Genomic DNA, 26,168 nt, shown 5'->3' on the forward strand with positions numbered 1-26,168 from the left:
CGAACATGGCGAACAAGAACATTCCCGACCCGGGTTTCTCCGACGACGACGGCTCCGCCGATCCCCGGCTGACCGCGGCCCTGGCCGCCTGGTCCGAGGACCGGGCGAAGGAGCCGGAGGTGCTGGCCGCGCTCAAGGGCGCCCGCCTGCTGGTCCCGGTGGTCGCCGTCCTCGGCGAGGTGGAGACCGACCCGGAGACGGGCCTGAAGCGCGAGAAGACCAGCGACATGGCCGTCCCGACCCTGCGGGCGGGCGACCGGCGGGCGCTGCCCGCCTTCACCTCCATCGCCTCGCTCGCCCTGTGGGACCCTGCGGCCCGGCCGGTCGCCGTCCCGCTGCACCAGGCGCTGGCCGCCGCCGCGCACGAGAAGGCCGACACCGTGGTCCTGGACCTCGCCGGCCCCGTCACCTACCAGCTCACCGGCTCCGCGCTGCTCGCCCTCGCCGAGGGTCGCACCGACGCGGGCCCGCTGGCCGACCCCGCCGTACGGGAGGCCGTACGGGCCGCCGTGTCCGCGGAGCCCGCCGTCCTGCGCGCCCACCTCGGCCCGGGCGGCGCCGACTCCGACGGCACCCTGGCGATCGTGCTGGCCGGGGGCGCGCAGGCGTCCGCGGCGGCCCGGCGCGTCGCCGAGGCGCTGGCGACGGACACCACCCTGCGGGCCCGGCTGGTCCGCGGACTGGACCTGGCCCTGCTCCCGGTGGACGCGCCGGCCCCGCCCGGCGAGCCCCTGTTCACCCGCTGACCGCGAGGAGTCCCGTGAGCGATCTGCTGGCCCGGGTGCGCCTGGCCGTCCCCGAGAACCGGACGCACCTCGGCGTGCAGGAGACCATGGCGGCCGACTACCACTTCGTGGAGGCGGTGACCTTCGCGGACCCGGACGAGCTGCTCGCCGTGCTCCGCCAGGTGATCGCCGAGAACTGGATGGGTCTGCCGCCCTGGGCGCGCAACCTCGCCTACCGCTTGGCCTGCCTGCACCGCCCGGACGACGCGGAGCTGCTGCGCGAGGCCGCCCACGACCTCCTCGCCTTCGGCCCCGACTGGGACGAGGACGCCGAGGAGCTGCTGCGCCGGGCCGACCTGCTCGACCCGCGGCCCTGACCGCACGGGGCCGCGCGGCCCCCCGACGCGACGACGGCCGGTGCACCCCCGCGGGGTGCACCGGCCGCCGCCGTGCGTCGGTGCGGTACGGGCTCAGCCGAAGACGGGACCCGTGAACTTCTCGCCCGGCCCCTGACCCGGCTCGTCCGGCACGATCGAGGCCTCGCGGAAGGCCAGCTGGAGCGACTTCAGGCCGTCGCGCAGCGGGGCGGCGTGGAAGGAGCTGATCTCGGTGGCGCTCGCGGTGACCAGGCCGGCCAGGGCCGTGATCAGCTTGCGGGCCTCGTCGAGGTCCTTGTGCTCGGAGTCGGGCTTGTCCAGGCCCAGGTTGACCGCCGCGGCGCTCAGCAGGTGCACGGCCACCGTGGTGATCACCTCGACGGCGGGCACGTCCGCGATGTCGCGGGTCATGGTGTCGTAGTCGGGGGCGCCGTCGGCAGCGGGTTCGGTGGGGGGTGTCGCGTCAGTCATGCGCCCCACGATATGCCGTGCGGCGGGCTTGCGGCACGGGTGCTAGTATGTACTTCGACCGGCCGGACACTTATGTGCCCGGCCCACAAGTGGAGGCTCCGTTCTCCCACCTGACTGCCCTCCGGGGCGGCGGGTCACCGGTCAGGCGGCATCCATCGTTCCGTACGGACGATGGAAAGCTGCCCGAGTTTGCGCCCCGCGGTTCGCACGCGGCGGTGCTCCGGTTGTTTTGGAGCCCCTGCCTGTGCCCGGCGGGGCTTTTTTCATTCTCCCGCTGCGGTCGGTCTGACGGAAATACACGTCAGCGGCTGTCTGCCAGGCAGCCGTGTGGTGCTACCGAGGAGGATCCATCAGCACCGAGCCCCGCATCAACGACCGGATTCGCGTTCCCGAGGTACGGCTTGTCGGTCCCAGCGGCGAGCAGGTCGGCATCGTGCCGCTTGCCAAGGCGCTTGAGCTCGCGCAGGAGTACGACCTCGACCTGGTCGAGGTCGCGGCGTCCGCACGCCCGCCGGTCTGCAAGCTCATGGACTACGGCAAGTTCAAGTACGAGTCGGCCATGAAGGCCCGTGAGGCGCGCAAGAACCAGGCGCACACGGTCATCAAGGAAATGAAGCTCCGGCCGAAGATCGACCCGCACGACTATGACACCAAGAAGGGTCACGTCGTTCGGTTCCTCAAGCAGGGCGACAAGGTCAAGATCACGATCATGTTCCGTGGTCGCGAGCAGTCCCGGCCGGAACTCGGCTACCGACTGCTGCAGCGTCTCGCTTCGGACGTCGAGGACCTCGGGTTCATCGAGTCGAACCCGAAGCAGGACGGCCGAAACATGATCATGGTCCTCGGTCCGCACAAGAAGAAGACCGAGGCGATGGCCGAAGCCCGCGAGGCGCAGGCCGCCCGCAAGGCGGAGCGCCAGGGTGTCGCCCACACCGAAGGCGAGGCTCCTTCCGAGGACGCCGCCGTCGAGGTCGATGACACCACCGAGGTCGCCTCCGCCGAGGCCACCGACGCCGCTGCCGAAGAGGCTCCGGCCGACGAGGCGAACGCCGAGGCCTGATTCCAGGACGCCCGTCCCGGATCACCCGACACAACTGACGCTCCCGTAAGCCGGTCCCGTACCGGACCGGTGGGAGCGCCACCGACGAGGAGATAACGGCGCCATGCCGAAGAACAAGACGCACAGCGGTACCAAGAAGCGCTTCAAGGTCACCGGCTCCGGCAAGGTGCTCCGCGAGCGCGCCGGCAAGCGCCACCTGCTCGAGCACAAGTCGTCCCGTGTCACCCGCCGCCTCACCGGCACCGCGGAGATGGCCCCCGGCGACGCCGCGAAGATCAAGAAGCTTCTCGGCATCTGACGTCTCCGCTCCCCCCGTAGGGAGCGGACGCACGTCGAGACCGGGACCCCATCGAATTTCGGGCCGTGTGAAGACACCCACGGCCCCGCTACAAGGAGTTAAAAAGTGGCACGCGTCAAGCGGGCAGTAAACGCCCACAAGAAGCGCCGGGCGATCCTCGAGGCGGCCTCCGGCTACCGCGGTCAGCGTTCGCGCCTGTACCGCAAGGCCAAGGAGCAGGTCACCCACTCGCTGGTCTACAACTTCAACGACCGCAAGAAGCGCAAGGGCGACTTCCGTCAGCTGTGGATCCAGCGCATCAACGCCGCTGCCCGCCAGAACGGCATGACGTACAACCGCCTCATCCAGGGTCTGAAGGCCGCCAACATCGAGGTGGACCGCAAGATCCTCGCGGAGCTGGCCGTCAACGACGCCAACGCGTTCGCCGCGCTCGTCGAGGTCGCGCAGAAGGCGCTTCCGGCCGACGTCAACGCCCCCAAGGCCGCTGCCTAAGGGCTAGCCGGCCCAGCTCACCCAGGGCCGGCCCCCACGGACCCGCAGGCATTCGCCTGCGGGTCCGTGTGCTTTCCGCGTCGCGCCGCCCCGCGCCGCCCCGTCCCGCCCGGAACCCCGAGCCCGGAACCCCGAGAGAGAACCGCACACACCATGGGTCACCCCGACGAGCTGATCTCCCCCCGGTCCCCGCGGGTGGCCGCCGCCAGGCGCCTGGCGCGGCGCAACTTCCGCACCAAGGAGCGCCGCTTCATCGCCGAGGGTCCGCAGGCCGTCCGCGAGGCCGTCGATCACCGCGGCCCCACCGGCGCGTCGACCCTGATCGAGCTGTTCGCCACCGTCGAGGCCGCCGAGCGCTACTCCGGGATCATCGAGGCCGCCCTGGACGCGGGTGCCCGCGTGCACTACGCCTCCGACGAGGTGCTCGCCGAGGTCTCCCAGACCGTCACCCCGCAGGGCCTGGTCGGTGTCTGCCACTTCCTGGACTCCCCGTTCGAGGAGATCCTGGAGGCCCGGCCCAGGCTCGTCGCCGTCCTCGCGCACGTCCGCGACCCCGGCAACGCCGGTACGGTGCTGCGCTGCGCGGACGCCGCGGGCGCCGACGCGGTGGTGCTGACCGACGCCTCCGTGGACCTCTACAACCCCAAATCGGTACGGGCCTCCGTGGGCTCCCTCTTCCACCTCCCGGTCGCGGTCGGCGTTCCGGTCGAACAGGCCGTCGAGGGGCTCCGGGCGGCCGGCGTACGGATCCTGGCGGCCGACGGCGCGGGGGAGGACGACCTCGACGCCGAGCTGGACGCGGGCACCATGGGCGGGCCCTCCGCCTGGGTCTTCGGCAACGAGGCCTGGGGTCTGCCGGAGGAGACCAGGGCCCTGGCGGACGCCGTCGTACGGGTCCCGATCCACGGAAAGGCGGAGAGCCTGAACCTGGCGACGGCCGCCGCCGTGTGCCTCTACGCGTCCGCGCGTGCACAGCGGGCGCCCGGAGGGTGCCGCTCTGTGACCCCCAGCTAGTAATGTGGCGGCCCGGGGGGCCCACTGCGCTACTCGGGAGATGTGGGGTACGGGGACATGACCGTCGGTACGAACAGTTCGCCGGGGGCCGGCACGACGGCCGGTCGGCCGGTGCAGGTCGGCCCCTGCGCCCGGACGGGCGGGCCCGCCGATGCCGTGCCACCCGTACATCCCTCCGACGCGCTGCGCGGCGTACCACCACAGGGCGCGGCCCGCGGGGCGGTCCTGGGCGGCGGCGCCACCGGTGAGGGGCTCGCCTTCGGGATCGACCCCGACTGCCTGCCCGACGGGCTCGTCGTCGCCGACGCCACCGGGCACGTGATCTGCTTCAACCGGGCCGCGGCCCGGATGACCGCGACCGATCCCGCCCAGGCGCTCGGCAGGCGCATCGAGCGGGCGCTCCCGCTGGAGGACCTCGAAGGCCGCCGCTGGTGGGCGCTGACCGACCCGTACGGGGGCCTCGCCACCCGCCGCGGCCAGCCCGAGCGGAACCTGCTCCTCCCCGGCGGCCGCGAGGTGCTGGTCTCCGCCAGCTACGTCCGTACGCACCCCACCGGCCCGCTGCGCCGCCTCGTGGTCACCCTGCGCGGTACCGAGGCCCGGCGGCGCACCGAGCGCAGCCACGCCGAGCTCATCGCCACCGTCGCCCACGAGCTGCGCTCCCCGCTGACCTCGGTCAAGGGGTTCACGGCCACCCTGCTCGCCAAGTGGGAGCGGTTCACCGACGACCAGAAGCGGCTGATGCTGGAGACCGTCGACGCCGACGCCAACCGCGTCACCCGCCTCATCGCCGAGCTGCTCGACATCTCCCGCATCGACTCCGGCCGCCTGGAGGTGCGCCGCCAGCCGGTGGACATCGCCACCGCCGTCGGCCGCCACGTGCAGGCGCTCACCGCGAACGGGCAGGACCCCGAGCGGTTCCTCGTGAGCGTCAGCCGCCCGCTCCCCGATCTGTGGGCCGACCCGGACAAGATCGACCAGATCCTCGGCAACCTCCTGGAAAATGCGGTGCGCCACGGAGAAGGAACGGTCACCATCGGTGTGTCGCCGCACGAGAAGGGAACCGCCGTCACCGTGACCGACGAAGGCCCCGGGATCCCCGAGGAGTCGATGGGCCGCGTCTTCACCCGCTTCTGGCGGGGGAGCAAGCGCGGCGGCACCGGCCTGGGCCTGTACATCGTCAAGGGCATCGTGGAGGCCCACGGCGGGACCATCACGGTCGGCCGCGGCCCCGGAGGCGGCGCCGAGTTCCGATTTATCCTGCCCGTGAGCGCCCCCGCGTACCTCACGCAGTAGCCCTGCGGAGCGTCTCGGCAGGCGGCCCACGGGCTCCTCCACCCCCAGCGACCTTTAGACTCGTCCTTTGGCACCTTTGTGTCCTTGTGCCGAGCGCGTCCTGCGCGTCGCGCGGGGGACCCACCAGCCAGCCATCGGAAGTACGGGAAGAGATGTCGGCACCGAACAAGTCGTACGACCCTGTCGAGGTCGAGGCACTGAAACCGGAAGAGATCGAGCGCATGCGGGACGAGGCGCTCGCCGCCTTCGCGTCCGCCGGCGACCTCGACGCGCTGCGCGAGGCGAAGACCGCGCACATGGGCGACCGCTCGCCCCTGGCGCTCGCCAACCGTGAGATCGGCGCGCTGCCCCCGCAGGCCAAAGCCGAGGCGGGCAAGCGCGTGGGCCAGGCCCGCGGCGCCGTGAACAAGGCCTTCGGGGCCCGCACGGTCGCGCTGGAGGCCGAGCGCGACGAGCGGGTGCTGGTCGAGGAGGCCGTGGACGTCACACTGCCCTACGACCGCGTCCCCGCCGGCGCCCGGCACCCCCTGACCACGCTGATGGACCGCATCGCGGACATCTTCGTGGCCATGGGGTACGAGGTCGCCGAGGGGCCGGAGGTGGAGGCCGAGTGGTTCAACTTCGACGCCCTCAACTTCACGCCCGACCACCCGGCGCGCCAGATGCAGGACACCTTCTTCGTCCAGGGGCCCGAGGGCACCCAGGGCGACGAGTCCGGCGTCGTGCTGCGCACCCACACCTCCCCGGTGCAGGCGCGCTCGCTGCTGGAGCGCAAGCCCCCCGTCTACATCGTCTGCCCGGGCCGGGTGTACCGCACCGACGAGCTCGACGCGACGCACACCCCGGTCTTCCACCAGGTCGAGCTGCTCGCCGTGGACGAGGGCCTGACCATGGCGGACCTCAAGGGCACCATGGACCACATGGTCCAGGAGCTGTTCGGCGAGGGCACCACCACGCGCCTGCGCCCGCACTTCTTCCCCTTCACCGAGCCGTCCGCCGAGATGGACATGCAGTGCTACGTGTGCCGCGGCGCGTCGGTGGGCAACCCCGACCGCCCGTGCCGCACTTGCTCCAGCGAGGGCTGGATCGAGCTCGGCGGCTGCGGCATGGTCAACCCCAAGGTGCTCGTCGCCTGCGGTGTGGACCCCGAGAAGTACAGCGGATTCGCCTTCGGGTTCGGCATCGAACGGATGCTGATGTTCCGCCACAACGTCGAAGACATGCGAGACATGGTCGAGGGTGACGTTCGTTTCACCCGGCCGTTCGGGAGTGAGATCTGATGCGCGTCCCGCTTTCCTGGCTGCGGGAGTACGTCGATCTCCCCGCGGGTGAATCCGGCCGTGACGTGGCGGCCAAGCTGGTCGACGCCGGCCTCGAGGTCGAGACCGTCGAGCAGCTCGGCGGCGGCCTCAAGGGGCCGCTCGTCGTCGGTCAGGTGCTGACCATCGAGGAGCTGGAGGGCTTCCGCAAGCCGATCCGCTTCTGCACGGTCGACGTCGGCTCCGCCAACGGCACCGGCGAGCCGCAGGAGATCGTCTGCGGCGCCCGGAACTTCGCCGTCGGCGACAAGGTCGTCGTGGTCCTGCCCGGCGCGGTCCTGCCCGGCGACTTCGCGATCGCCTCGCGCAAGACCTACGGCCGCACCTCGCACGGCATGATCTGCTCCGGCGACGAGCTGGGCATGGGCGACGACGGCACGCACGGCATCATCGTGCTGCCGCCCGAGCACGAGGTCGGCACCGACGCGATCGAGCTGCTCCAGCTCGTCGACGAGGTCCTCGACATCGACATCACCCCGGACCGCGGCTACTGCATGTCCATGCGGGGCGTCGCCCGCGAGGCGGCCACCGCCTACGGGCTGCCGCTGCGCGACCCGGCGCTGCTCGACGTGCCCGCGCCGAACTCGTACGGCTACCCGGTCAAGGTCGACGACCCGGCCGGCTGCGACCGCTTCACCGCCCGCACGGTGACCGGTCTCGACCCCGACGCGCGCTCCCCGATCTGGCTGACCCGCCGCCTGCAGAAGGCGGGCATGCGCCCGATCTCGCTCGCCGTCGACATCACCAACTACGTGATGCTGGAGCTCGGTCAGCCGCTGCACGCCTACGACCGCGCCAGCGTCGAGGGCACCATCGGCGTCCGCCGCGCCGAGCAGGGCGAGAAGTTCACCACCCTCGACGGGGTCAAGCGCACGCTCGACGCCGAGGACCTGGTGATCACCGACAACAGCGGCCCCATCGGGCTCGCCGGTGTCATGGGCGGCGCCAACACCGAGATCGCCGACTCCGTCACCGACCCGGAGACGGGCGCCGTCACCGGTACCACGGACGTCGTCATCGAGGCCGCGCACTTCGACTCCGTGTCGATCTCGCGCACCGCCCGCCGCCTGAAGCTGTCCTCCGAGGCCTCCAAGCGCTTCGAGCGGGGCGTCGACCCGCACGCCGCCGCCGCGGCCGCGCAGCGGACCGTCGACCTGCTCGTGCTCCTCGCGGGCGGCACCGCCGAGGCGGGCGTCACCGAGGTCATCGCCCCGGGCGCGCCGCGCACCATCGCCATGCCCGCGGACCACCCGGACCGGGTGGCGGGCATGGAGTACGGCCGCGAGACCGTCGTGCGCCGCCTCCAGGAGATCGGCTGCGACGTCTACGGCCAGGACGAACTCGTCGTCACCGTCCCCTCGTGGCGGCCCGACCTCGCCGCGCCCAACGACCTCGCCGAAGAGGTCATCCGGCTGGAGGGCTACGGGAACCTCCCGTCGACCCTCCCGCAGGTGCCCTCCGGCCGCGGTCTGACCGCCCGGCAGCAGCTGCACCGCCGGGTCGGCCGCGCGCTGGCCGGTGCGGGCTACGTCGAGGCGCTCAGCTACCCGTTCATCGGTGAGGGCGTCTTCGACCAGCTCCAGCTCCCCGCGCACGACGTCGCCCGCCAGGTCGTCAAGCTGGTCAACCCGATCTCCGACGAGGAGCCGGCGCTGCGCACCACGCTGCTGCCGGGTCTGCTCGGCGCACTGCGCCGCAACGACAGCCGGGGCAGCCACGACCTCGCGCTCTTCGAGACCGGTTCGGTCTTCCGGGCCGCCGCCCAGCCGGGCGTCGCCGTACGGCTGCCCGTCGACCGGCGTCCCACGGACGAGGAGATCGCCACCCTGAACGCGGCCCTGCCCGCGCAGCCGCGGTACGCCGCGGTCGTGCTGGCCGGTGCGCGCGAGCAGGCCGGCTGGTGGGGCAAGGGCCGTCCGGCCGACTGGGCGGACGCGGTCCAGGCGGCCCGCGCGCTGGCCGTCGAGGCCGGCACCGAGCTGGTGGTCCGCCAGGGCCAGTACGGCCCCTGGCACCCGGGCCGCTGCGCCGAACTGGTCGTCACCCTCGACGGGGTCGAGCAGGTCATCGGCCACGCCGGTGAACTGCACCCGCGCGTGGTCAAGGCGATGGGCCTGCCGGCCCGCACCAGCGCGATGGAGATCGACCTGGACCGCCTCGCGGCGGCCGGTGGCGAGGCCCTCCAGGCGCCGCGGATCTCCTCCTTCCCGGTGGCGACCCAGGACGTGGCGCTGATCGTCGACGCGTCGGTTCCGGCGTCCTCGGTGGAGGCCGCGCTGCGCAAGGGCGCGGGCGAACTCCTCGAATCGCTGCGGCTGTTCGACGTGTTCACCGGTGAGCAGGTCGGCGAGGGCAAGAAGTCCCTGGCCTACGCGCTGCGCTTCCGTGCGGCCGACCGGACGCTGACCGCCGAGGAGTCCACGGCCGCGCGCGACGCGGCGGTGGCCCTGGCGGGCGAGCGGACCGGGGCGGTGCTCCGGGGCGCGTAGCCGCTTCGTACCCGCGTGAGGGGCACGTCCGGACCACCGGACGTGCCCCTCACTCGTTCGGGTGAGAACCCCGACGGCCCGTGTCCCGGGCGGCGGTCGGTCGACACAATCGATCCGGCCGGAGGGGAGTCCTACGGATGATCACGCGTGGGGAGATGCCCCAGGTGCGCCGGGTGTGCGTCCTGGCTTGGGCCGGCGCCGCGGTGTCCTGGGAGCTGTCCACGCCGGGGCGGCTGGTCCCGAGCCTGGCCACCTGCGCGGCCTTCCTGCTGTTGGCCACCGGGTGCGCGCTGCACGTCCGGCGCGAGCTGCTGGCCGAGCTGCGCCGTGCGCGCGAGATCGCGGGCGCCGCGCAGCGGGCGCTGCTGCGGCCGCTGCCGGGGCGGATCGACGGTCTGATGCCGGCCGCGGCGCAGCTCTCGGCGAGCCGGGGCGCGGCGGTGGGCGGGGACCTGTACGAGGCCGTGCCGACGGCGTACGGGATCCGGGTGGTGATCGGGGACGTCCGGGGCCACGGCCTGCCCGCGCTGGGCACGGCCGCCGCCGTGCTCGGGGCCTTCCGCGAGGGGGCGTACGACGAGCCCTCGCTGGACGGCGTGCTGCGCCGGATGGAGCGGGCACTGGGCCGCCACGTCCGTGACCGGGCGCGGGCCGATCCGAGGTCCCCGGTGGCGGAGGAGTTCGTGACGGTCCTGCTCCTCCAGATCGCCCGGGACGGCACGCTGCTGGCCCTCAACGCCGGCCATCCCTGGCCCTATCTGATCCGTCCGGCTCCGGTCCCGGAACACTGCACCGTACGCAGCCGGGGCGTCGCCCCGGACCCCGCGCCTCACACTTCCCCGGCTACCGCGGGGAGGAACCCCCGGGCGGGGCTGGATCCTTCGGCCCGTCCGGCGTTCGAGGACCGGGTCCGGGCGGCGCCCGGTTCCACGCAGGTGTTGGCGCTGGTCGGGGGCGAGACCTTACCGCCGCTCGGGGTGGTGCCCGTGCCGGCGGACGTGCGGCCGTGCACCTGCGGGGAACTCCGGCCCGGGGAGACGCTGTTCCTCTACACCGACGGGGCCGAGGACGCCCGCGACCGGGCCGGTCGGTTCTTCGATCTGGCGGGCGTCCTCGCACGGGAGGCGGCGGCGACGCCCGCGCGGCTGGTTGCGGGCGTGCACGCCGCTCTGCTCCGGCACACCGGCGGGCGGCTCGCCGACGACGTCGCCCTGCTGGTGCTCCGCAACGACCGGTCCTGACCACCGGCCCCGGACACGCGCGCCGGGCCCGGTGGATGAGCCCGGCGCGCGCTCTCGACCCGGCCCCTGCCGGGGCGCGGCGACCAACCGGGCGCCGGCGGGGCCGGAACGCGCCGCCCGCCTGCCATGGAGTGTCGGGCAGACAGCAGAACGGGCGGCGCGGTGACGGGTCGTCGCACTGTACGAGGGGGAGCCGACGACCCGAGCTACCTCTTGGCGAGGCTCTTCAGTGAAGCGCCTCCAGGGGTCCGTGCGGCAGAGTGCGCATCGCATTTATGCGCGTACTCGGTTCACACCCCGTGTGAACCGCGCACCCACTAGCCTGAGACCGACGAGCCCTTGGAGCGGCCCATGCAGCCCAATGTCCTGCTCGACGCCCTCCTCGCCGAGGCGGGAATGTCCCACGCCGGACTCGCCGCGTACGTGAACCAGGCGGGCCGCACCCGCGGACTCGCCCTGCGCTACGAACACACCGCCGTGACGCGGTGGTTGAAGGGCCAGCGGCCCCGGGGGCAGGTCCCCGACCTGATCTGCGAGGTGCTCGGCGGGCGGCTGCGGCGTCCCCTCGGGCTCGACGACATCGGGCTCGGCGCGGCCGACCAGCCCGTTCCGCTGCACGCCTCGCCGCTCAGCGGGTTCGTGGACCGGGCCGCGGCCCTGTGGCGTTCCGACGTCCAGGCCCGGCCCCAGCTGCTGGCCGCCGGGGCGGTCACCGGGACGCCCGCGGTCATCCCGGTGTGGGAATGGGAGAATCCGCCCGAGGACGCCGACGTCTCCCGCGAGGGCCCGAACCCGATCGGTCCCGAACACATCGAGATCCTGAAGTCCGCCCGCGCCCACTACGAGCTGATGTACCGCCGGGCCGGCGGTCTCGCCACGCGGGACCGGATCGTCCGCTTCCTGGGCAGTGAAACCGCGCCCATGCTGCGCGGGAGCTACTCCGACGACCTCGGCCGCCGGCTGCACCGGGCCACGGGGTCCCTGGTGGCGGTGGCGGGGATCTGCGCGTACGACTCGGACGCGCACGGCCTGGCCCAGCGCTACTTCCACCAGGCCCTGCGCCTGGCCAAGGCGAGCGGGGACCGGGGGCTCGGCGCGTACGTCATTGCGTTGATCGTCAACCAGTCCCTGCACCTGCGGGAGTACCGCCAGGCCGTCGCCTTCGCCGAGGCCGCGCTGCGGGCCGCCGGGCGGCACACCACCCCGGCGCTGGCCGCCGACCTGTACGCGATGCAGGCCAAGGCGTACGCCCAACTCGGCGACACCCCGGCCGCACTGGCCTGCATCCGCAAGGCGGAGGCGGCCGCCGAGCGGATCCGCCCGGGCAGCGAACCGGACGAGACCGGCTACGTACAGCCGGGGCTCGTCAACGTCCAGGTCGCCGAGGCGCTGCTCAGCCTGGGCGATCTGGAAGCCGCCCGGGTCCAGGCGACCGCCGCCGTCGGCACCCCGGCGCACGACCGCGGCCGGGTGCACCGGCTGGCGATGCTGTGCGAGATCCAGCTGCGCCAGGGGGAGGCGGACCGGGCCGCGGCGTCCGCGGCCGAGATGGCCGAACGGGCCAAGGGCATGGAGTCGCTGCGGCTGCGCGACCGGCTGCGGGCGGTCCGCGAACAGCTCCTGACCAGCGGTTGTACGGGCGCGGAGGAGACCGCGCGGCTCATCGACGGGGCGCTGCGCGTTCCGCTGTGACGGGCGGAAGTGCTGCCATGTTGCCACCTACTCGAACGGAAGAAGGTGGCACAACCGTGCAGTGGACGAACCTGAGCGAGCAGACCGTGTACAAGAACCGTTGGTTCGACGTGAACCTCGCCGATGTGGAACTCCCCGACGGCCGGCACCTGGACCACTTCGTGATCCGGCTGCGTCCGGTCGCCGTCGCCACGGCCGTCAACGAGGCCGACGAGGTGCTGCTGCTCTGGCGGCACCGCTTCATCACCGACAGCTGGGGTTGGGAACTGCCCGCCGGGGTGGTCGAGGACGGCGAGGACATCGCGGTCGCGGCGGCCCGCGAGATGGAGGAGGAGTCGGGCTGGCGGCCCGGCCCGCTCCACCACCTGATGACCGTCGAGCCGTCGAACGGACTGACCGATGCCCGGCACCACCTCTACTGGGCGGACGGGGCCACCCACATCGGGCATCCCGAGGACGACTTCGAGTCCTCGCGCAGGGAGTGGGTCCCGCTCAAGCTGGTGCCGGACATGATCGCCCGTGGGGAGATCCCGGCCGCCAACATGGCGGCCGGGTTGCTCCTGCTGCACCACCTGCGGCTCGGCCGGCCGTAGGGGCGACCGGCCGTAGGACCGGAGGGATCAGCCGGAGGGATCAGCCGTAGGGGTAGAAGCCCGCGCCCGTCTTGCGGCCCAGGCGGCCCGCGTCGACCATGCGCTGGAGCAGCGGGGGAGCGGCGTACAGCGGCTCCTTGTACTCCGCGTACATCGAGTCGGCGATCGACGCGATGGTGTCCAGGCCGATCAGGTCGGACAGCTTGAGCGGGCCCATCGGGTGGGCGCAGCCCAGCTCCATGCCGTTGTCGATGTCCTCGCGGCTGGCGATGCCCGACTCGAACATCCGGATCGCGGACAGCAGGTACGGGACGAGGAGCGCGTTGACGACGAACCCGGACCGGTCCTGGGCGCGGACCGCGTGCTTGTTCAGCACGTCCCGCACCAGGGCCTCGGCCCGCTTGACCGTCTCCTCGCCCGTGGTCAGCGCCGGGATCAGCTCGACGAGCTTCTGCACCGGGGCCGGGTTGAAGAAGTGGATGCCGATGACCTGGTCCGGCCGAGAGGTCGCGACGGCCAGCTTGACCAGCGGGATCGAGGAGGTGTTGGAGGCCAAGATCGCGTCCGGGCGGGTGACCACCTGGTCGAGGATCTGGAAGATCTCCGTCTTGACCTGCTCGTTCTCGACGACGGCCTCGATGACGAGGTCGCGGTCGGCGAACTCGCCGAGGTCGGTGGTGAAGGTGAGGCGGGCCAGGGTGGCGTCCCGCTCCTCTTCGGTGATCTTGCCGCGTTCGGCGGCCTTGGTCAGGGAGTTGTGCAGCCGGGTACGGCCGATCTCCAGGGCTTCGCCGGTGGTCTCGGCGACCTTGACCTCAAGGCCACTGCGGGCGCACACCTCGGCGATACCTGCGCCCATCTGGCCACAGCCCACTACGCCGACCCGTGTGATGTCGGAAGGGAGGTCAGTCACTTCGTGCCTTTCGCAGCTCATCCGTCGGCGGGTCCCCCGTACGATTCCGGCGCCCGCCACGCCCCCCGACGTTACTCCCGACCTTGCGCGGGGCGGCGGGCCGGGGCGGGCATGCTGAGCGGACACCGTGCAATGTCACTCAGTGAAACGGAGACGTCACATGACGTACATCGACCGACGGGCACTGCTGGCCGGAGCCGTGGGGGTGATCGCCGCCGCCACGGCCGGTTCCGCGGCCGCGGCGCCCCGGACTTCCGCGAGGACCCCCGGGGGGCGGGCCGCGGCGGACTTCCGGGGGATGTGGATCGCCTCGGTGTCGAACGTGGACTGGCCCTCCGAGAGCGGACTCTCCGCGGCGCGGCAGCGCGCGGAGCTGCTCGCCCTCCTCGACTCCGCCGTCGAGCGCCGCCTGGGCGCGGTGGTCCTCCAGGTCCGGCCGGCGGCGGACGCCCTGTGGCCCTCGAAGCTGGAGCCCTGGTCGCAGTGGCTGACCGGGAAGCAGGGGGTCGATCCCGGCTGGGACCCGCTGGGCACGGCCGTCAAGGAGGCGCACGCCCGAGGGCTCCAGCTGCACGCCTGGTTCAACCCGTTCCGCGTGGCCAACCACACCGACCTCGACCGGCTGGTGTCCACGCACCCGGCGCGGCGCAATCCTGACTGGACGGTGGAGTACGGGGACAAGCTCTACTACAACCCGGGCCTGCCCGAGGTGCGGCGCTTCGTCCAGGACGCCATGTTCGACGCCGTCTCCCGCTATCCGCTGGACGCCGTGCACTGGGACGACTACTTCTACCCGTACCCGGTAGCGGGGGAGTACTTCGACGACGACGAGGCCTTCGAGGAGTACGGGGCGGGCTTCGCCTCGCGCGCCGCCTGGCGCCGGAGCAACATCGACACCCTGGTCCGGGAGATGTCCGCGCGGCTGCGGGCGCTGAGGCCCGCGCTCCGCTTCGGGATCAGCCCGTTCGCCGTCTGGCGCAATTCCGACCGCGACCCGACCGGTTCGCCGACCCGCGCGGGCCTCGGGACCTACGACGACCTCTACGCGGACACCCGCAAGTGGGTCAAGGAGGGCTGGATCGACTACATCGTGCCGCAGGCCTACTGGCACATCGGGCACCCGACCGCCGACTACGCCGACATCGTGCCCTGGTGGGCGCGGACCGTCGCCGGCACGAAGGTGGACCTGTACGTGGGGGAGGCCCTGTACCGCTGCGACGAGGACAGTCCCACCGAGGCCTGGCGCGATCCCGGGGAGCTGTCGAAGCACCTGACGTTCGCCCGCGGGTACCCGGAGGTCCGCGGCCACGTCTACTTCTCGGCGAAGCAGGTGGCCGCGGACCCCAACGGAGCGATGGCCCGGGTGGTCGCCGACCACTACGGCCCGGCGGCGTCCCGGCGCTGATTCAGTGAGTGGGCTCGGAGGGGTGGCGGACCGTGCAGTCGGGTCCAGGAGCCATCAGGGCCTCGTGTCCGTCCTCGAAGCGGACCCGGTACGGGGGGGTTCCGTTCTCGCCCAGGACCTGGGTGATCTCGCCCACCTTGTCGTGCTGTCCGACGATCCTGCCGTGCTGCACCAGCTGGTCGCCCTCGGTCGCGCGCATACTGACCTCCTCGGTGGCGGTCCGATCCGGTGCTTGCAGTTTAGGTCGTCCTGCGGCTATTTGACCCGTTGGGTGACCGCGATGCAGACCAGGACCGCGCAGGCGGCGGCCGGTGCGGCGGGGGAGAGGTGCTCGCCCAGCAGCGCCACCGACCAGACGAGGGTCAGCAGCGGCTGGGCGAGCTGGAGCTGGCTGGCCCGCGGCGCGCCGATCTCGGCCATGCCCCGGTACCAGACGTACAGGCCGAGGAAGGTGGAGCCGGCCGCCGCCCAGATCAGCCCGGCGAGCCCGTGGCCGCTGAGGTGCACCGGCTCGTGCGCGAGCCCGACCGCGGAGCCGGCCAGGCTGAGCGGCAGGCACAGGACCAGCGCCCAGCCGATCACCTGCCAGCCGGGCAGCAGCCGGGCGAGGCGGCCGCCCTCGGTGTACCCGGCGGCGCACACCAGCAGGGCGCCGAACAGGTACGCGTCGCCCGCCGAGAGGGCGCCGCCGCTCTGCGCGAGGGTGAAGGCGATCACGACCGCGGCCCCGGCGAGGGCCGCGGCCCAGAAGGCGCGCGAGGGGCGGGCTCCGGTGCGCAGCGCGGACAGCGCGGCGGTGGTGAGCGGCAGGAGCCCGACCACCACGGCGGCGTGCGAGGTCGTGGAGGTCGTCAGCGCGAGGGTGGTGAGCATCGGGAAGCCGACGACCACCCCGGCGGCGACGACGGCGAGCCCCGCCCAGTGCGCGCGGGCGGGCAGCGGGACCCGCCGGGCCAGCAGGAAGGCCCCGGCGATGGCGGCGGCGAGGACGCTGCGCAGCGCGACCAACGACCACGGGCCGAAGCTCTCCAGTCCCCAGGCGGTGGCGGGGAAGGTCAGCGAGAAGGCGACGACGCCGAGCAGGGCGAGGGCGGTACCCCGGCGTACCGGGTTCTTGACCGCTATCGTGGTCGGGAGAGTAGCGCTATTCTGTGCTGTCATGTACGAGCGTAGCAGTGTGGCGGAACTGGCCGAATCCCTGCGGTCCGAACTCAACCGCTACTCGATAGGTGGAAAGCTCCCGTCGAGCCGGGCCCTGGTCGAGCGCTACCGGGTCAGCCCGGTCACCGTCTCCCGGGCCCTCGCGCAGCTCGCCGCCGAGGGCCTCGTCGTCACCCGGCCCGGCGCAGGGGTCTTCCGCGCGGCGCCGCGTACGGGGGCCCCCGCGCCCGGGGACACCTCCTGGCAGGAGGTCGCCCTGAGCGCCGAGGGCGCCGGGGACGTGGTCCCGCGTTCGGTGGACGCCTCCGGGGTGCTGGCCTGCCTGGCCGCACCGCCGCCGTCGGTGATCGCCCTCAACAGCGGATACCTGCACGCCTCCGTCCAGCCCGAGCGGGCCATGGCAGCCGCGCTCGCCCGGGCCGGGCGGCGCCCCGGGGCCTGGGACCGGCCGCCCGTGGAGGGGCTGCCCGAGCTCCGCGACTGGTTCGCCCGCGAGATCGGCGGCGCGGTCGTCGCCGCCGACGTGCTGGTGACCGCGGGCGGGCAGAGCGCGCTGACCACCGCCCTGCGCGCGCTCGCCCCGCCCGGGGCGCCGATCCTGGTGGAGTCCCCGACCTACCCCGGGCTGCTGGCCATCGCCCGGGCCTCCGGCTGCCGGCCCGTGCCCGTCCCGGTGGATGCCGAGGGGGTCCGGCCGGAGCTGCTGGCCGCGGCCTTCGAAGCGACCGGCGCGCGGGTGTTCGTCTGCCAGCCCCTGTTCCAGAACCCGACCGGAGCGGTACTGGCTCCGGGGCGGCGGGCCGAGGTGCTGCGGATCGCACGGGCCGCCGGGGCCTTCGTGGTCGAGGACGACTACGCCCGCGCCCTCGCCCACGACGACTGCGGGCCGCTGCCCGCGACCCTGGCCGCCGACGACCACGACGGGGTGGTCGTGCACGTCAGGTCGCTGACCAAGGCCACCTCGCCCAGCCTGCGGGTCGGCGCACTGGCCGCCCGGGGCCCGGTGGTCGACCGGCTGCGCGCCGTCCAGGTCGTGGACTCCTTCTTCGTGCCCCGGCCGCTCCAGGAGGCGGCACTGGAACTGGTCGGCGCGCCCGCCTGGCCGCGCCACCTGCGCACGGTGGCCGCCGAGCTGCGCCACCGGCGGGACGTGCTCGCCGGCGCGCTGCGGCGGGAGCTGCCCGGCCTGACCGTGCCCCATCTGCCCTCGGGCGGCTACCAGCTGTGGGCCAGGATGACCGAGGGCGGCGACGACGGGTCGTTCGCGGCCGCGGCCCTGCGCGCCGGGGTGGCGGTGGCTCCCGGCCGCCCGTACTTCTGTGCGGAGCCGCCGGGCCCGTACGTCCGGCTGAGCTTCGCCGGGGTCGCGGGCCCCGGCGAACTGGTGGAGGCGGTCCAGCGGCTGCGTGGCGGTTTGGCGGACGGTCTCGGTCCCAACGCTTGACCCGCTGCGCCGTGCGGATCACCATCGCCGCATGCATGTTCGGGTTTCGCTCGTCGCCGCTGCCCGTAGTTCCTCGCTGCTCGCCGAGCGTTTCGACGACGACCGCCCGCTGGACGGACCCGGCTGGCGGTCGGTGGAGTCCGCCGCGCAGGGCCTCGTACCCCTGGGCGCTGCCGAGTTGCGCTACTGCTCGCCGACCCCGCGCAGCCGCGCCACGGGCGAGGCCCTCGGGTACGCGCCCCTCGCCCAGCCCGCGCTGCGCGAGTGCGACATGGGCCGCTGGCGGGGGCTGACCCTGGCCGAGGTGACCGCCCACGAGCCCGGAGCGGTGGAACTGTGGCTCAGCGATCCGTGGTCCGCTCCGCACGGCGGCGAGTCCCTGCTCGCCTTCATCTCGCGCATCGGAGGCTGGCTCGACACCCGGCCGGCCGACGACGGGGGCGCGATCGTCGCGGTCGCGGAGCCCTCGGTGGTCCGGGCGGCCCTGGTGTACGCGCTGAAGGCGCCCCCGCTGACCTACTGGAACGTGGACGTCCGGCCGCTGTCCACGATGACCCTCACGGGCTGGTCCGGCGACTGGCACCTCTGCCTGCAAGCCCCGGCGTGAACCGGCCGGTGCGGTCGCCTAGCCTGCGGGAATGACCGAGATACGCATCACCACGCTCGCCGAGCGGCCCGAACTGGCCGACCGGCTCGGGGACATGGACGACCCGTGGCCCGAATTCGCCGCCCACGACGCCCTCGCCTGGCTGCTGTACCCGCGGATGACGACCGAGCTGGCGGATTACGTCCTGGTCGCCACGGACGGGGACGCGGTGGTCGCCCGCGGCTACAGCGTGCCCTTCGCCCTGCACCTGGCCGGCCGCGACGGGGTGCTGCCCGTGCAGGGCTGGGACCGCGTGCTCATGTGGGCCTTCTCCGACCTGCGGCGCGGGGTGCGGCCCGACACCGTGAGCGCGATCGAGATCACCGTCGCCGGCGACCGGCAGGGCGAGGGGCTCTCGGGGCGCATGTTGGCCGCGATGCGGGAGAACGCCCGGGCCCGCGGCTTCGCCGAGGTGGTCGCGCCGGTCCGGCCCAGCGGAAAGCCGGCCGAGCCGGACACCCCGATCCACGAGTACGCGTACCGGACCCGCGAGGACGGCCTCCCGTACGACCCGTGGCTGCGCGTGCACGTCCGCGCGGGCGGGGTCATCGACTCGGTGGCGCCGCTGTCGATGACGATCACCGGCTCGCTCGTCCAGTGGCGCGAGTGGACCGGGCTGCCCTTCGACGCCGCCGGACCCGTGCACGTACCGGGCGCCCTGGTGCCCGTGCGGTGCGATCTGGAGCAGGGCTATGCGGTCTACGTGGAGCCGAACGTATGGGTCCGCCACCGCCTCGTGGACGGGGCGGCGTCCGTCCGGCCGTAGGGCCCGCGGTCTGGCCGCCGGTCGTCCGGTGGCCCGACCGCGGCGGCCGCGCCCGACGCTACCGGCGGAATCGCCGCCGCGGCCGGGCCTTTCCTGCTAGACATCTTCCTGGAGGCGCCGCGTGCCGGATCCTTCGAGGAGGCCCTCCCTCCGAGATCCAAGACGTTGCATAAACGTGCGTAAGTACGTATAGTCATGCCATCGATGAGGAGGGTCCGATGGCGGTACGTGTAGCGGTGGCCGGAGCGAGCGGGTACGCGGGCGGAGAAGTCCTGCGCCTCCTGCTCTCGCACCCCGAGGTGGAGATCGGCGCACTCACCGGCAACTCCAACGCCGGACAGCTCCTCGGCTCCCTGCAACCCCACCTCGTACCGCTCGCGGGACGCACCCTGGAGGCGACCACCCCCGAGGTCCTCGCCGGCCACGATGTCGTCTTCCTCGCCCTCCCGCACGGCCAGTCCGCCGCCGTCGCCGCCCAGCTCGGCGAGGACGTCCTCGTCGTCGACATGGGCGCCGACCACCGGCTCAAGGACCCCGCCGACTGGGACGCCTTCTACGGCGCCCCGCACGCCGGTACCTGGCCCTACGGGCTCCCCGAACTGCCCGGCGCCCGCGAGGCGCTGACGGGGACCAAGCGCATCGCGGTCCCCGGCTGCTTCCCCACCGCCGTCTCCCTCGCGCTCTTCCCCGCCTATCAGGGCGGCTTCGCCGAACCGGAGGCCGTGATCGTCGCCGCCACCGGAACCTCCGGCGCGGGCAAGGCCCTCAAGCCGCACCTGCTCGGCGCCGAGGTGATGGGCTCGGTGACCCCCTACGGCGTCGGCGGCGGACACCGCCACACGCCCGAGATGGTGCAGAACCTGAGCCCGCTCGCCGGAGAGCGCGTCTCCGTCTCCTTCACCCCGACCCTCGTGCCCATGGCCCGCGGCATCCTCGCCACGTGCTCGGCCAAGGCGCTCCCCGGCACCACCGCCGAATCGCTGCGCGCCGCGTACGAGAAGGCCTACGCCGACGAACCCTTCGTGCACCTGCTGCCCGAGGGCCGGATGCCGTCCACCAAATCCGTCCACGGTTCCAACGCCGTCCACGTCCAGGTCGCCTACGACGAGTCCGCCCGGCGGATCATCGCCGTCAGCGCCATCGACAACCTGACCAAGGGCACCGCCGGCGGCGCGGTGCAGAGCATGAACATCGCCCTGGGGCTCCACGAGGGCCTGGGTCTTTCGACGATCGGAGTCGCACCGTGAGCGTCACGGCAGCACAGGGATTCACGGCAGCCGGCATCGCCGCCGGGATCAAGGCCAACGGCAACCCCGACCTGGCCCTCGTGGTCAACAACGGGCCGAGTCTGGCCGCCGCGGGCGTCTTCACCTCCAACCGCGTCAAGGCCGCGCCCGTGCACTGGTCCGAGCAGGTCCTGCGGGGCGCCGCCGTCAGCGCGGTCGTCCTGAACTCCGGCGGCGCCAACGCCTGCACCGGCCCCAAGGGCTTCCAGGACACCCACGCCACCGCGGAGAAGGTCGCGCAGGTGCTCGGCGGGGACTTCAACGCCGGCGAGATCGCGGTCGCCTCCACCGGCCTGATCGGCGTCCTGCTCCCCATGGACAAGCTGCTCCCCGGCATCGAGACCGCGGCCGCGGCCCTGTCCGCGGACGGCGGCGAGGCCGCCGCCATCGCCATCAAGACCACCGACACCGTGCACAAGACGGCCACCGTCTCGCAGGGCGGCTGGACCGTCGGCGGCATGGCCAAGGGCGCGGGCATGCTCGCCCCGGGCCTGGCCACCATGCTCGTCGTCATCACCACGGACGCCGACCTGGACAGCGCCACCCTGGACAAGGCGCTGCGCGCCGCCACCCGCACCACCTTCGACCGGGTCGACTCCGACGGCTGCATGTCCACCAACGACACGGTGCTGCTGCTCGCCTCCGGCGCCTCCGGCCGGGTACCGGCCTACGAGGACTTCGCGGAGGCCGTGCGCAAGGTCTGCGACGACCTGGCCCGCCAGCTCATCGGCGACGCCGAGGGCGCCAGCAAGGACATCCGCATCGAGGTCATCGGTGCGCTCACCGAGGACGACGCGGTCGAGGTCGGCCGGTCCATCGCCCGGAACAACCTGCTCAAGTGCGCCATCCACGGCGAGGACCCGAACTGGGGCCGGGTGCTCTCCGCGATCGGCACCACCCGGGCCGCCTTCGACCCGGACCGCCTGAACGTCGCCATCAACGACGTCTGGGTCTGCCGGAACGGATCGGTCGGCGACGACCGCGACCTGGTCTCCATGAAGGGCCGCGAGGTCCGCATCACCGCCGACCTGTCGAACGGCAGCGAGTCCGCCGTGATCTGGGGCAACGACCTGACCGCCGAGTACGTCCACGAGAACAGCGCCTACTCCTCATGAGCGACGAGAAGGCCGGCCAGCCCGGCACCTCCGGCGGCACCGCCCGCAAGCACACCGCCCTGCCCAAGGCGCAGATCCTCATCGAGGCCCTGCCGTGGCTCACCCGCCACAACGGCAAGGTCGTCGTCATCAAGTTCGGCGGCAACGCCATGATCGACGAGGAACTCAAGGCCGCCTTCGCCCAGGACGTGGTCTTCTTGCGCCAGGCCGGCCTGAAGCCGGTCGTCGTGCACGGCGGCGGCCCCCAGATCAACGCCCAGCTCGACAAGCAGGGCCTGGTCAGCGAGTTCAAGGCGGGGCTGCGCGTCACGACCCCGGAGGCCATGGACGTCGTACGGATGGTCCTGGCGGGTCACGTCCAGCGCGAGCTGGTCGGGCTGCTCAACCAGCACGGGCCGTTGGCCGTCGGCATGACCGGCGAGGACGCCCGCACCATCACCGCGACCAAGCACAGCCCGCAGATCGGCGGCGAGTCCATCGACATCGGCCGGGTCGGGGAGATCACCTCCATCGACACCGGCGCGATCGAGGCCCTGCTGGCGGACGGCCGGATCCCGGTCATCTCCTCCATCGCGGGCAGCGCCGACGACCACCACGTCTACAACGTCAACGCCGACACGGCGGCCGCGGCGCTCGCCGCCGCGCTGGGCGCCGAGACGCTGATGGTCCTCACCGACGTCGAGGGCCTGTACGCGGACTGGCCGCACAGCGACGAGGTCATCAGCAAGCTCACCGTCAGCGAGCTCGAGAAGCTGCTGCCCGAGCTGTCCAGCGGCATGGTGCCCAAGATGGAGGGCTGCCTGCACGCCGTGCGCAACGGCGTCAACACCGCCCGCGTGCTCGACGGGCGGGTCCAGCACTCGATCCTGTTGGAGATCTTCACGGACTCCGGCATCGGCACGATGGTCGTGCCCGACCACCAGTCAGGGGGAACGGAATGACGAAGGGCACCGGCAACCAGGAGTACGCCGCCCGCTGGCAGGGTGCGCTGGCCAACAACTACGGCACCCCCGCGGTCGCGCTCGTACGCGGCGAGGGCGCCCAGGTCTGGGACGCCGACGGGAAGCAGTACACCGACTTCGTCGGCGGCATCGCGGTCAACGCCCTCGGGCACGCCCACCCGGCGATCGTGGCGGCCGTGACCGAGCAGATCTCCACGCTCGGCCACGTCTCCAACCTCTTCGTCTCCGAGCCGGTCGTCGCCCTCGGCGAGCGGCTGCTCCAGCTCTTCGGCCGCCCCGGCAAGGTCTTCTTCTGCAACTCGGGCGCCGAGTCGATCGAGGCCGCCTTCAAGATCGGCCGACTGACCGGGCGGACCCACATGGTCGCCACCGACGGCGGGTTCCACGGCCGGACCATGGGCGCCCTCGCACTCACCGGCCAGCCGAAGAAGCAGGAGCCCTTCCGGCCGCTGCCGGGCGACGTCACGCACGTCCCGTTCGGCGACGTGGAGGCCCTGCGGGCCGCCGTCACCGAGGAGACCGCGATCGTCGTCATCGAGCCCATCCAGGGCGAGAACGGCGTCGTCGTACCCCCCGCCGGATACCTGACGGCCGCCCGCGAGATCACCCGCGCCACCGGCACCCTGCTCGTCCTCGACGAGGTCCAGACGGGCATCGGCCGGTGCGGCCAGTGGTTCGAGCACCAGGCCCACGAGGACGTCGAGCCCGACATCGTCACCCTCGCCAAGGGGCTGGGCGGCGGTCTGCCCATCGGCGCGGTGGTCGCCTTCGGCCCCGTCGCCGACCTGCTCCAGCCGGGCCAGCACGGCACCACCTTCGGCGGGAACCCGGTCGCCTGCGCCGCCGGCCTCGCCGTCATCGACACGATCGCCACGGGCGGTCTGCTCGACCAGGTCAAGGCCCGGGGCGAGCGGCTGCGCTCCGGGATCGAGGGTACGGGCCACGCCCTGGTCTCCCACGTCCGCGGCTCCGGCCTACTGCTGGGTATCGTGCTGACCGAGCCGCTCGCCGCCCGGGTGCAGCAGGCGGCTCAGGACGCCGGCTTCCTGGTCAACGCGCCCGCCCCCGACGTCGTACGGCTCATGCCGCCGTACGTACTCACCGAGGCCGAGGCGGACGCGTTCGTCCGGGCCCTGCCCGGCATCCTTGACGCAGCAGGCGGGGACGGATCCGGAGAATGAGACGACGATGAGTCAGGCGCAGGAAAACGAGCAAGGCGGCCAGGCCGTCCCGCAGACCCGCACCGCGCGTCACCGCCGGATCGTGGACATCCTCAACCGGCAGCCGGTCCGCTCCCAGAGCCAGCTGGCCAAGCTGCTCGCCGACGACGGGTTGAGCGTCACCCAGGCGACGCTCTCGCGCGACCTCGACGAGCTGGGCGCGGTGAAGATCCGCAACACCGGCGGCGAGCTGATCTACGCGGTACCCAGCGAGGGCGGCTTCCGCACCCCGCAGGCCCCGCTCGGCGAGTCCGCGAAGGAGGAGCGCATGCGGCGCCTCTCCGGGGAACTGCTGATCTCGGCGGAGGCCTCCGCGAACCTCGTGGTCCTGCGCACCCCGCCGGGTGCGGCGCAGTTCCTCGCATCGGCGATCGACCAGGCCGAGCTCCGCGCGATCCTCGGCACGATCGCGGGCGACGACACCCTGATGCTGATCAGCCGGGACCCGGCGGGCGGCCAGGCCCTGGCCGACCACCTGCTGCGGTTGGCGCAGAAGGAGGGCTGAGCGGGACGGGTCGGCGGGGAGTCCGGGGCGCCGGAAATCCCGGTGCCGCGGCGGCGTTCGCCGACATAGCCTCGAGGCGTGCGCCAATTCGCCCTCGCCATACTGGTGTCCGCCGTGACCGCAGCCGTCTACGGGCCCATCGCCCTGCTGTGGTGGCGCCGCGCGCGGGTCCGCAGCCGGATGCTCCGGCTCGTCGCCGCCGTCGAACTGGAGCCTTACCACAAGGCCCTGTTGCGGCAAGAGGCGACCGAGGCGGCCGCAGCCGAACTCGTCCTCACCGGGTACCTCCGGATCGACGAAGAGGGTGCCGCGTTCCTGACCGAGCAGGGCCGCGACCCGGCCCGGGCCCCCGCCCACCCGCTGCCCGCCGCCCTGTTGGACGCCGTGCGCCGGCACGATCCCGAGCCCGTGTCGACCGGCTGGATCGGCTGGAGCGACGAGGAGTACCTGGAGCGCCGCAGCGCGTACCGGAGCGAACGGGAGCCCCTGCTGCCCGAGCTCCCGCGGATGCCCGACGGCCGGGGAAACGTGTTCCTGGCCTGCTGCACTTGTGTGGGCATCGCCCTGGTGATGTTGTTCTGGCTCCTCGCGAGCGCGCTGCTGGTGACCTCTCGCCCGCATGGTCTGCGGGAATGGGCCTGGGCCGTGGTGGCTGCCCTCGGTCTCTCGGCGCTGCTGCTGGCCGAGAAGGCCGGCAGGGTGGTCCGGGAGCGTACGGAGTGCGGCGACCCGCTGGGCGACCTGATCCGCGCCGAGCCGCACCCGGCCTTCGCGGCGCTGGACGAACGGCAGCGGTCCCTCGTCCTGCGGAGCAATGAAGACGGCGGCAGGTGGCGCGGCGTCGACCGGATCGTCGAAGAGGACGTCGACGAGGACGACGAGGACGACGACGAGGACGACGAGTGGCTGGACGACAAGGTCTGGTGGGAGGACGCGTACGAGTACCGGGCCGCCGACGAGGACGAGCCCGGGGCCCCGGGGCGGCCTAGTAGCGGGTGACGGCGAGCGGCCCCTCCTCCGTACCGATCGCGATGTGCGGACGGCGGCGCGGGTCCGCCCAGCGCAGGATCGCCCGCATGGCCTGCTCGGGCACGGACACGCAACCGGCCGTCGCGCCCTTGCCGTTGACGTGCAGGAAGATCCCGGCGCCCCGGCCGCGTACGGGCCGGTCGTAGTTGAAGCCGATCACCAGCGCGTGCGCGTACTGCTTCTCGTACGTCACCAGGTGCTCGGCCTCGCCCGGCGCGCAGTCCGCGGGCAGCGGCTCGACCCAGCGGTTGTAGTGGGCGGAGGCGTTGTCCTGGCACCACCAGGAGTCGCGGCTCACCCGCCGGTAGACGTGGTCCGTGCCGGCCGGTGCCCGCCGGATCCCGAAGGCGTAGGGGAGTGCGAACAGGCCCGTGGGCGTGGTGCTGGTGCCCTGGGTCCGGGTCGCCCCGTCGGTGAGGCCGTTCGCGCCGAAGCGGGCGGGCGCGCTCCCGGACCGGTGCCAGCGCCCCGCCCACCGCTCCCACCAGATCACCCGCCCGGTCGTGGATCCGGGCGCGGGCGCGACGGCGGTGATCAGCTGACTGCCGCCGCCGGTGTCGGCGAGACGGTCGGGCAGGGGCACGGGGGCCTGCGGGATCAGGGTCGTGACGATCAGTGAGACGGCGACTACAGCGGTACGCAGCACATG

The 26,168-nt window shown here is 72.9% G+C and carries 27 protein-coding genes; 22 read left to right on the forward strand and 5 right to left on the reverse strand.

Going from position 1 to position 26,168, the window contains the following annotated elements:
* Positions 1-5: 5 nt before the first annotated feature.
* Together OG594_RS13430 and OG594_RS13435 are read left to right on the forward strand one after the other, a co-directional pair.
* Positions 6-746, forward strand: a complete 741-nt coding sequence (locus tag OG594_RS13430) for an SseB family protein (RefSeq protein ID WP_266598474.1) — start codon at positions 6-8, stop codon at positions 744-746.
* Positions 747-760: 14 nt separating this feature from the next.
* Complete coding sequence (locus tag OG594_RS13435) at positions 761-1,102, forward strand: hypothetical protein (protein ID WP_266598476.1); 342 nt, start codon at positions 761-763, stop codon at positions 1,100-1,102.
* Between the two features lie 93 nt (positions 1,103-1,195).
* On the opposite strand, the gene OG594_RS13440 is transcribed toward OG594_RS13435, so the two are convergent.
* Positions 1,196-1,573, reverse strand: coding sequence for a DUF1844 domain-containing protein (locus OG594_RS13440; protein WP_030723460.1), 378 nt, complete (start codon positions 1,571-1,573; stop codon positions 1,196-1,198).
* 325 nt (positions 1,574-1,898) lie between these two features.
* On the opposite strand from OG594_RS13440, the gene infC reads away from it, so the two are divergent.
* The 10 genes from infC to OG594_RS13490 all read left to right on the forward strand — a co-directional run bounded on the left by infC (position 1,899) and on the right by OG594_RS13490 (position 13,067).
* Complete coding sequence (gene infC, locus OG594_RS13445; protein ID WP_266598478.1) at positions 1,899-2,633, forward strand: translation initiation factor IF-3; 735 nt, start codon at positions 1,899-1,901, stop codon at positions 2,631-2,633.
* A gap of 103 nt (positions 2,634-2,736) precedes the next feature.
* Positions 2,737-2,931, forward strand: coding sequence for a 50S ribosomal protein L35 (gene rpmI, locus OG594_RS13450; RefSeq protein WP_266598480.1), 195 nt, complete (start codon positions 2,737-2,739; stop codon positions 2,929-2,931).
* A gap of 105 nt (positions 2,932-3,036) precedes the next feature.
* A complete protein-coding gene (gene rplT, locus OG594_RS13455) occupies positions 3,037-3,423 on the forward strand; it encodes a 50S ribosomal protein L20 (RefSeq protein WP_007263143.1) in 387 nt (128 codons plus the stop codon).
* Between the two features lie 153 nt (positions 3,424-3,576).
* Complete coding sequence (locus OG594_RS13460) at positions 3,577-4,437, forward strand: RNA methyltransferase (RefSeq protein ID WP_266598482.1); 861 nt, start codon at positions 3,577-3,579, stop codon at positions 4,435-4,437.
* Between the two features lie 57 nt (positions 4,438-4,494).
* Complete coding sequence (locus OG594_RS13465) at positions 4,495-5,733, forward strand: PAS domain-containing sensor histidine kinase (RefSeq protein WP_266598484.1); 1,239 nt, start codon at positions 4,495-4,497, stop codon at positions 5,731-5,733.
* A gap of 152 nt (positions 5,734-5,885) precedes the next feature.
* Positions 5,886-7,013, forward strand: coding sequence for a phenylalanine--tRNA ligase subunit alpha (gene pheS / locus OG594_RS13470; protein WP_266598486.1), 1,128 nt, complete (start codon positions 5,886-5,888; stop codon positions 7,011-7,013).
* Complete coding sequence (pheT, locus tag OG594_RS13475) at positions 7,013-9,541, forward strand: phenylalanine--tRNA ligase subunit beta (RefSeq protein ID WP_266598488.1); 2,529 nt, start codon at positions 7,013-7,015, stop codon at positions 9,539-9,541. Before pheS ends, pheT begins: the two co-directional genes overlap by 1 nt.
* A 137-nt stretch (positions 9,542-9,678) precedes the next feature.
* On the forward strand, positions 9,679-10,782 hold the full coding sequence (locus OG594_RS13480; RefSeq protein WP_266598490.1) for a PP2C family protein-serine/threonine phosphatase: 1,104 nt from the start codon (positions 9,679-9,681) through the stop codon (positions 10,780-10,782).
* 351 nt (positions 10,783-11,133) lie between these two features.
* Positions 11,134-12,474, forward strand: coding sequence for a transcriptional regulator (locus OG594_RS13485; protein ID WP_266598492.1), 1,341 nt, complete (start codon positions 11,134-11,136; stop codon positions 12,472-12,474).
* A 56-nt stretch (positions 12,475-12,530) separates the two neighbouring features.
* A complete protein-coding gene (locus tag OG594_RS13490; protein WP_030010505.1) occupies positions 12,531-13,067 on the forward strand; it encodes an NUDIX hydrolase in 537 nt (178 codons plus the stop codon).
* A 40-nt stretch (positions 13,068-13,107) separates the two neighbouring features.
* Here OG594_RS13490 and OG594_RS13495 read toward each other — a convergent pair whose 3' ends face one another.
* Positions 13,108-14,001, reverse strand: a complete 894-nt coding sequence (locus OG594_RS13495) for a 3-hydroxybutyryl-CoA dehydrogenase (protein WP_266598495.1) — start codon at positions 13,999-14,001, stop codon at positions 13,108-13,110.
* Positions 14,002-14,140: 139 nt separating this feature from the next.
* On the opposite strand from OG594_RS13495, the gene OG594_RS13500 reads away from it, so the two are divergent.
* Complete coding sequence (locus tag OG594_RS13500) at positions 14,141-15,385, forward strand: glycoside hydrolase family 10 protein (RefSeq protein WP_266598497.1); 1,245 nt, start codon at positions 14,141-14,143, stop codon at positions 15,383-15,385.
* Position 15,386: 1 nt separating this feature from the next.
* Here the strand turns inward: OG594_RS13500 and OG594_RS13505 are convergent, their stop codons facing one another.
* Both OG594_RS13505 and OG594_RS13510 read right to left on the reverse strand, forming a co-directional pair.
* Positions 15,387-15,584: a DUF1918 domain-containing protein gene (locus tag OG594_RS13505; protein WP_266598499.1), complete on the reverse strand. Its 198-nt coding sequence runs from the start codon at positions 15,582-15,584 to the stop codon at positions 15,387-15,389.
* Between the two features lie 56 nt (positions 15,585-15,640).
* A complete protein-coding gene (locus tag OG594_RS13510) occupies positions 15,641-16,546 on the reverse strand; it encodes a DMT family transporter (protein WP_266598501.1) in 906 nt (301 codons plus the stop codon).
* Between OG594_RS13510 and OG594_RS13515 the strand changes: the two genes are divergently transcribed.
* From OG594_RS13515 to OG594_RS13555, 9 genes are all read left to right on the forward strand, one after another.
* Positions 16,545-17,990, forward strand: coding sequence for a PLP-dependent aminotransferase family protein (locus OG594_RS13515; RefSeq protein WP_266598503.1), 1,446 nt, complete (start codon positions 16,545-16,547; stop codon positions 17,988-17,990). The genes OG594_RS13510 and OG594_RS13515 overlap by 2 nt on opposite strands.
* 31 nt (positions 17,991-18,021) lie before the next feature.
* On the forward strand, positions 18,022-18,597 hold the full coding sequence (locus tag OG594_RS13520; protein ID WP_266598505.1) for a histidine phosphatase family protein: 576 nt from the start codon (positions 18,022-18,024) through the stop codon (positions 18,595-18,597).
* Between the two features lie 31 nt (positions 18,598-18,628).
* Entirely contained in the window at positions 18,629-19,402 is a 774-nt protein-coding gene (locus OG594_RS13525) for an N-acetyltransferase (RefSeq protein ID WP_266598507.1), read from the forward strand.
* Between the two features lie 218 nt (positions 19,403-19,620).
* Positions 19,621-20,649, forward strand: coding sequence for an N-acetyl-gamma-glutamyl-phosphate reductase (argC, locus tag OG594_RS13530; protein ID WP_266598509.1), 1,029 nt, complete (start codon positions 19,621-19,623; stop codon positions 20,647-20,649).
* On the forward strand, positions 20,646-21,803 hold the full coding sequence (gene argJ / locus OG594_RS13535; protein ID WP_266598511.1) for a bifunctional glutamate N-acetyltransferase/amino-acid acetyltransferase ArgJ: 1,158 nt from the start codon (positions 20,646-20,648) through the stop codon (positions 21,801-21,803). Before argC ends, argJ begins: the two co-directional genes overlap by 4 nt.
* A complete protein-coding gene (gene argB, locus OG594_RS13540; protein WP_266598517.1) occupies positions 21,800-22,744 on the forward strand; it encodes an acetylglutamate kinase in 945 nt (314 codons plus the stop codon). The genes argJ and argB overlap by 4 nt, the downstream gene beginning before the upstream one ends.
* The gene (locus tag OG594_RS13545; protein WP_266598519.1) at positions 22,741-23,946 is read left to right on the forward strand and encodes an acetylornithine transaminase; all 1,206 of its coding nucleotides are present in this window, start codon (positions 22,741-22,743) and stop codon (positions 23,944-23,946) included. The genes argB and OG594_RS13545 overlap by 4 nt, the downstream gene beginning before the upstream one ends.
* Positions 23,947-23,953: 7 nt before the next feature.
* A complete protein-coding gene (locus OG594_RS13550) occupies positions 23,954-24,490 on the forward strand; it encodes an arginine repressor (RefSeq protein WP_266598521.1) in 537 nt (178 codons plus the stop codon).
* A 78-nt stretch (positions 24,491-24,568) separates the two neighbouring features.
* Positions 24,569-25,489, forward strand: coding sequence for a hypothetical protein (locus OG594_RS13555; protein WP_266598523.1), 921 nt, complete (start codon positions 24,569-24,571; stop codon positions 25,487-25,489).
* Here OG594_RS13555 and OG594_RS13560 read toward each other — a convergent pair.
* The gene (locus OG594_RS13560) at positions 25,476-26,162 is read right to left on the reverse strand and encodes a L,D-transpeptidase (RefSeq protein ID WP_266602889.1); all 687 of its coding nucleotides are present in this window, start codon (positions 26,160-26,162) and stop codon (positions 25,476-25,478) included. The two genes, OG594_RS13555 and OG594_RS13560, sit on opposite strands and share 14 nt — an antisense overlap.
* Between the last annotated feature and the right edge of the window lie 6 nt (positions 26,163-26,168).

It is taken from the genome of Streptomyces sp. NBC_01214 (assembly GCF_026340975.1).
GTDB lineage: Bacteria > Actinomycetota > Actinomycetes > Streptomycetales > Streptomycetaceae > Streptomyces.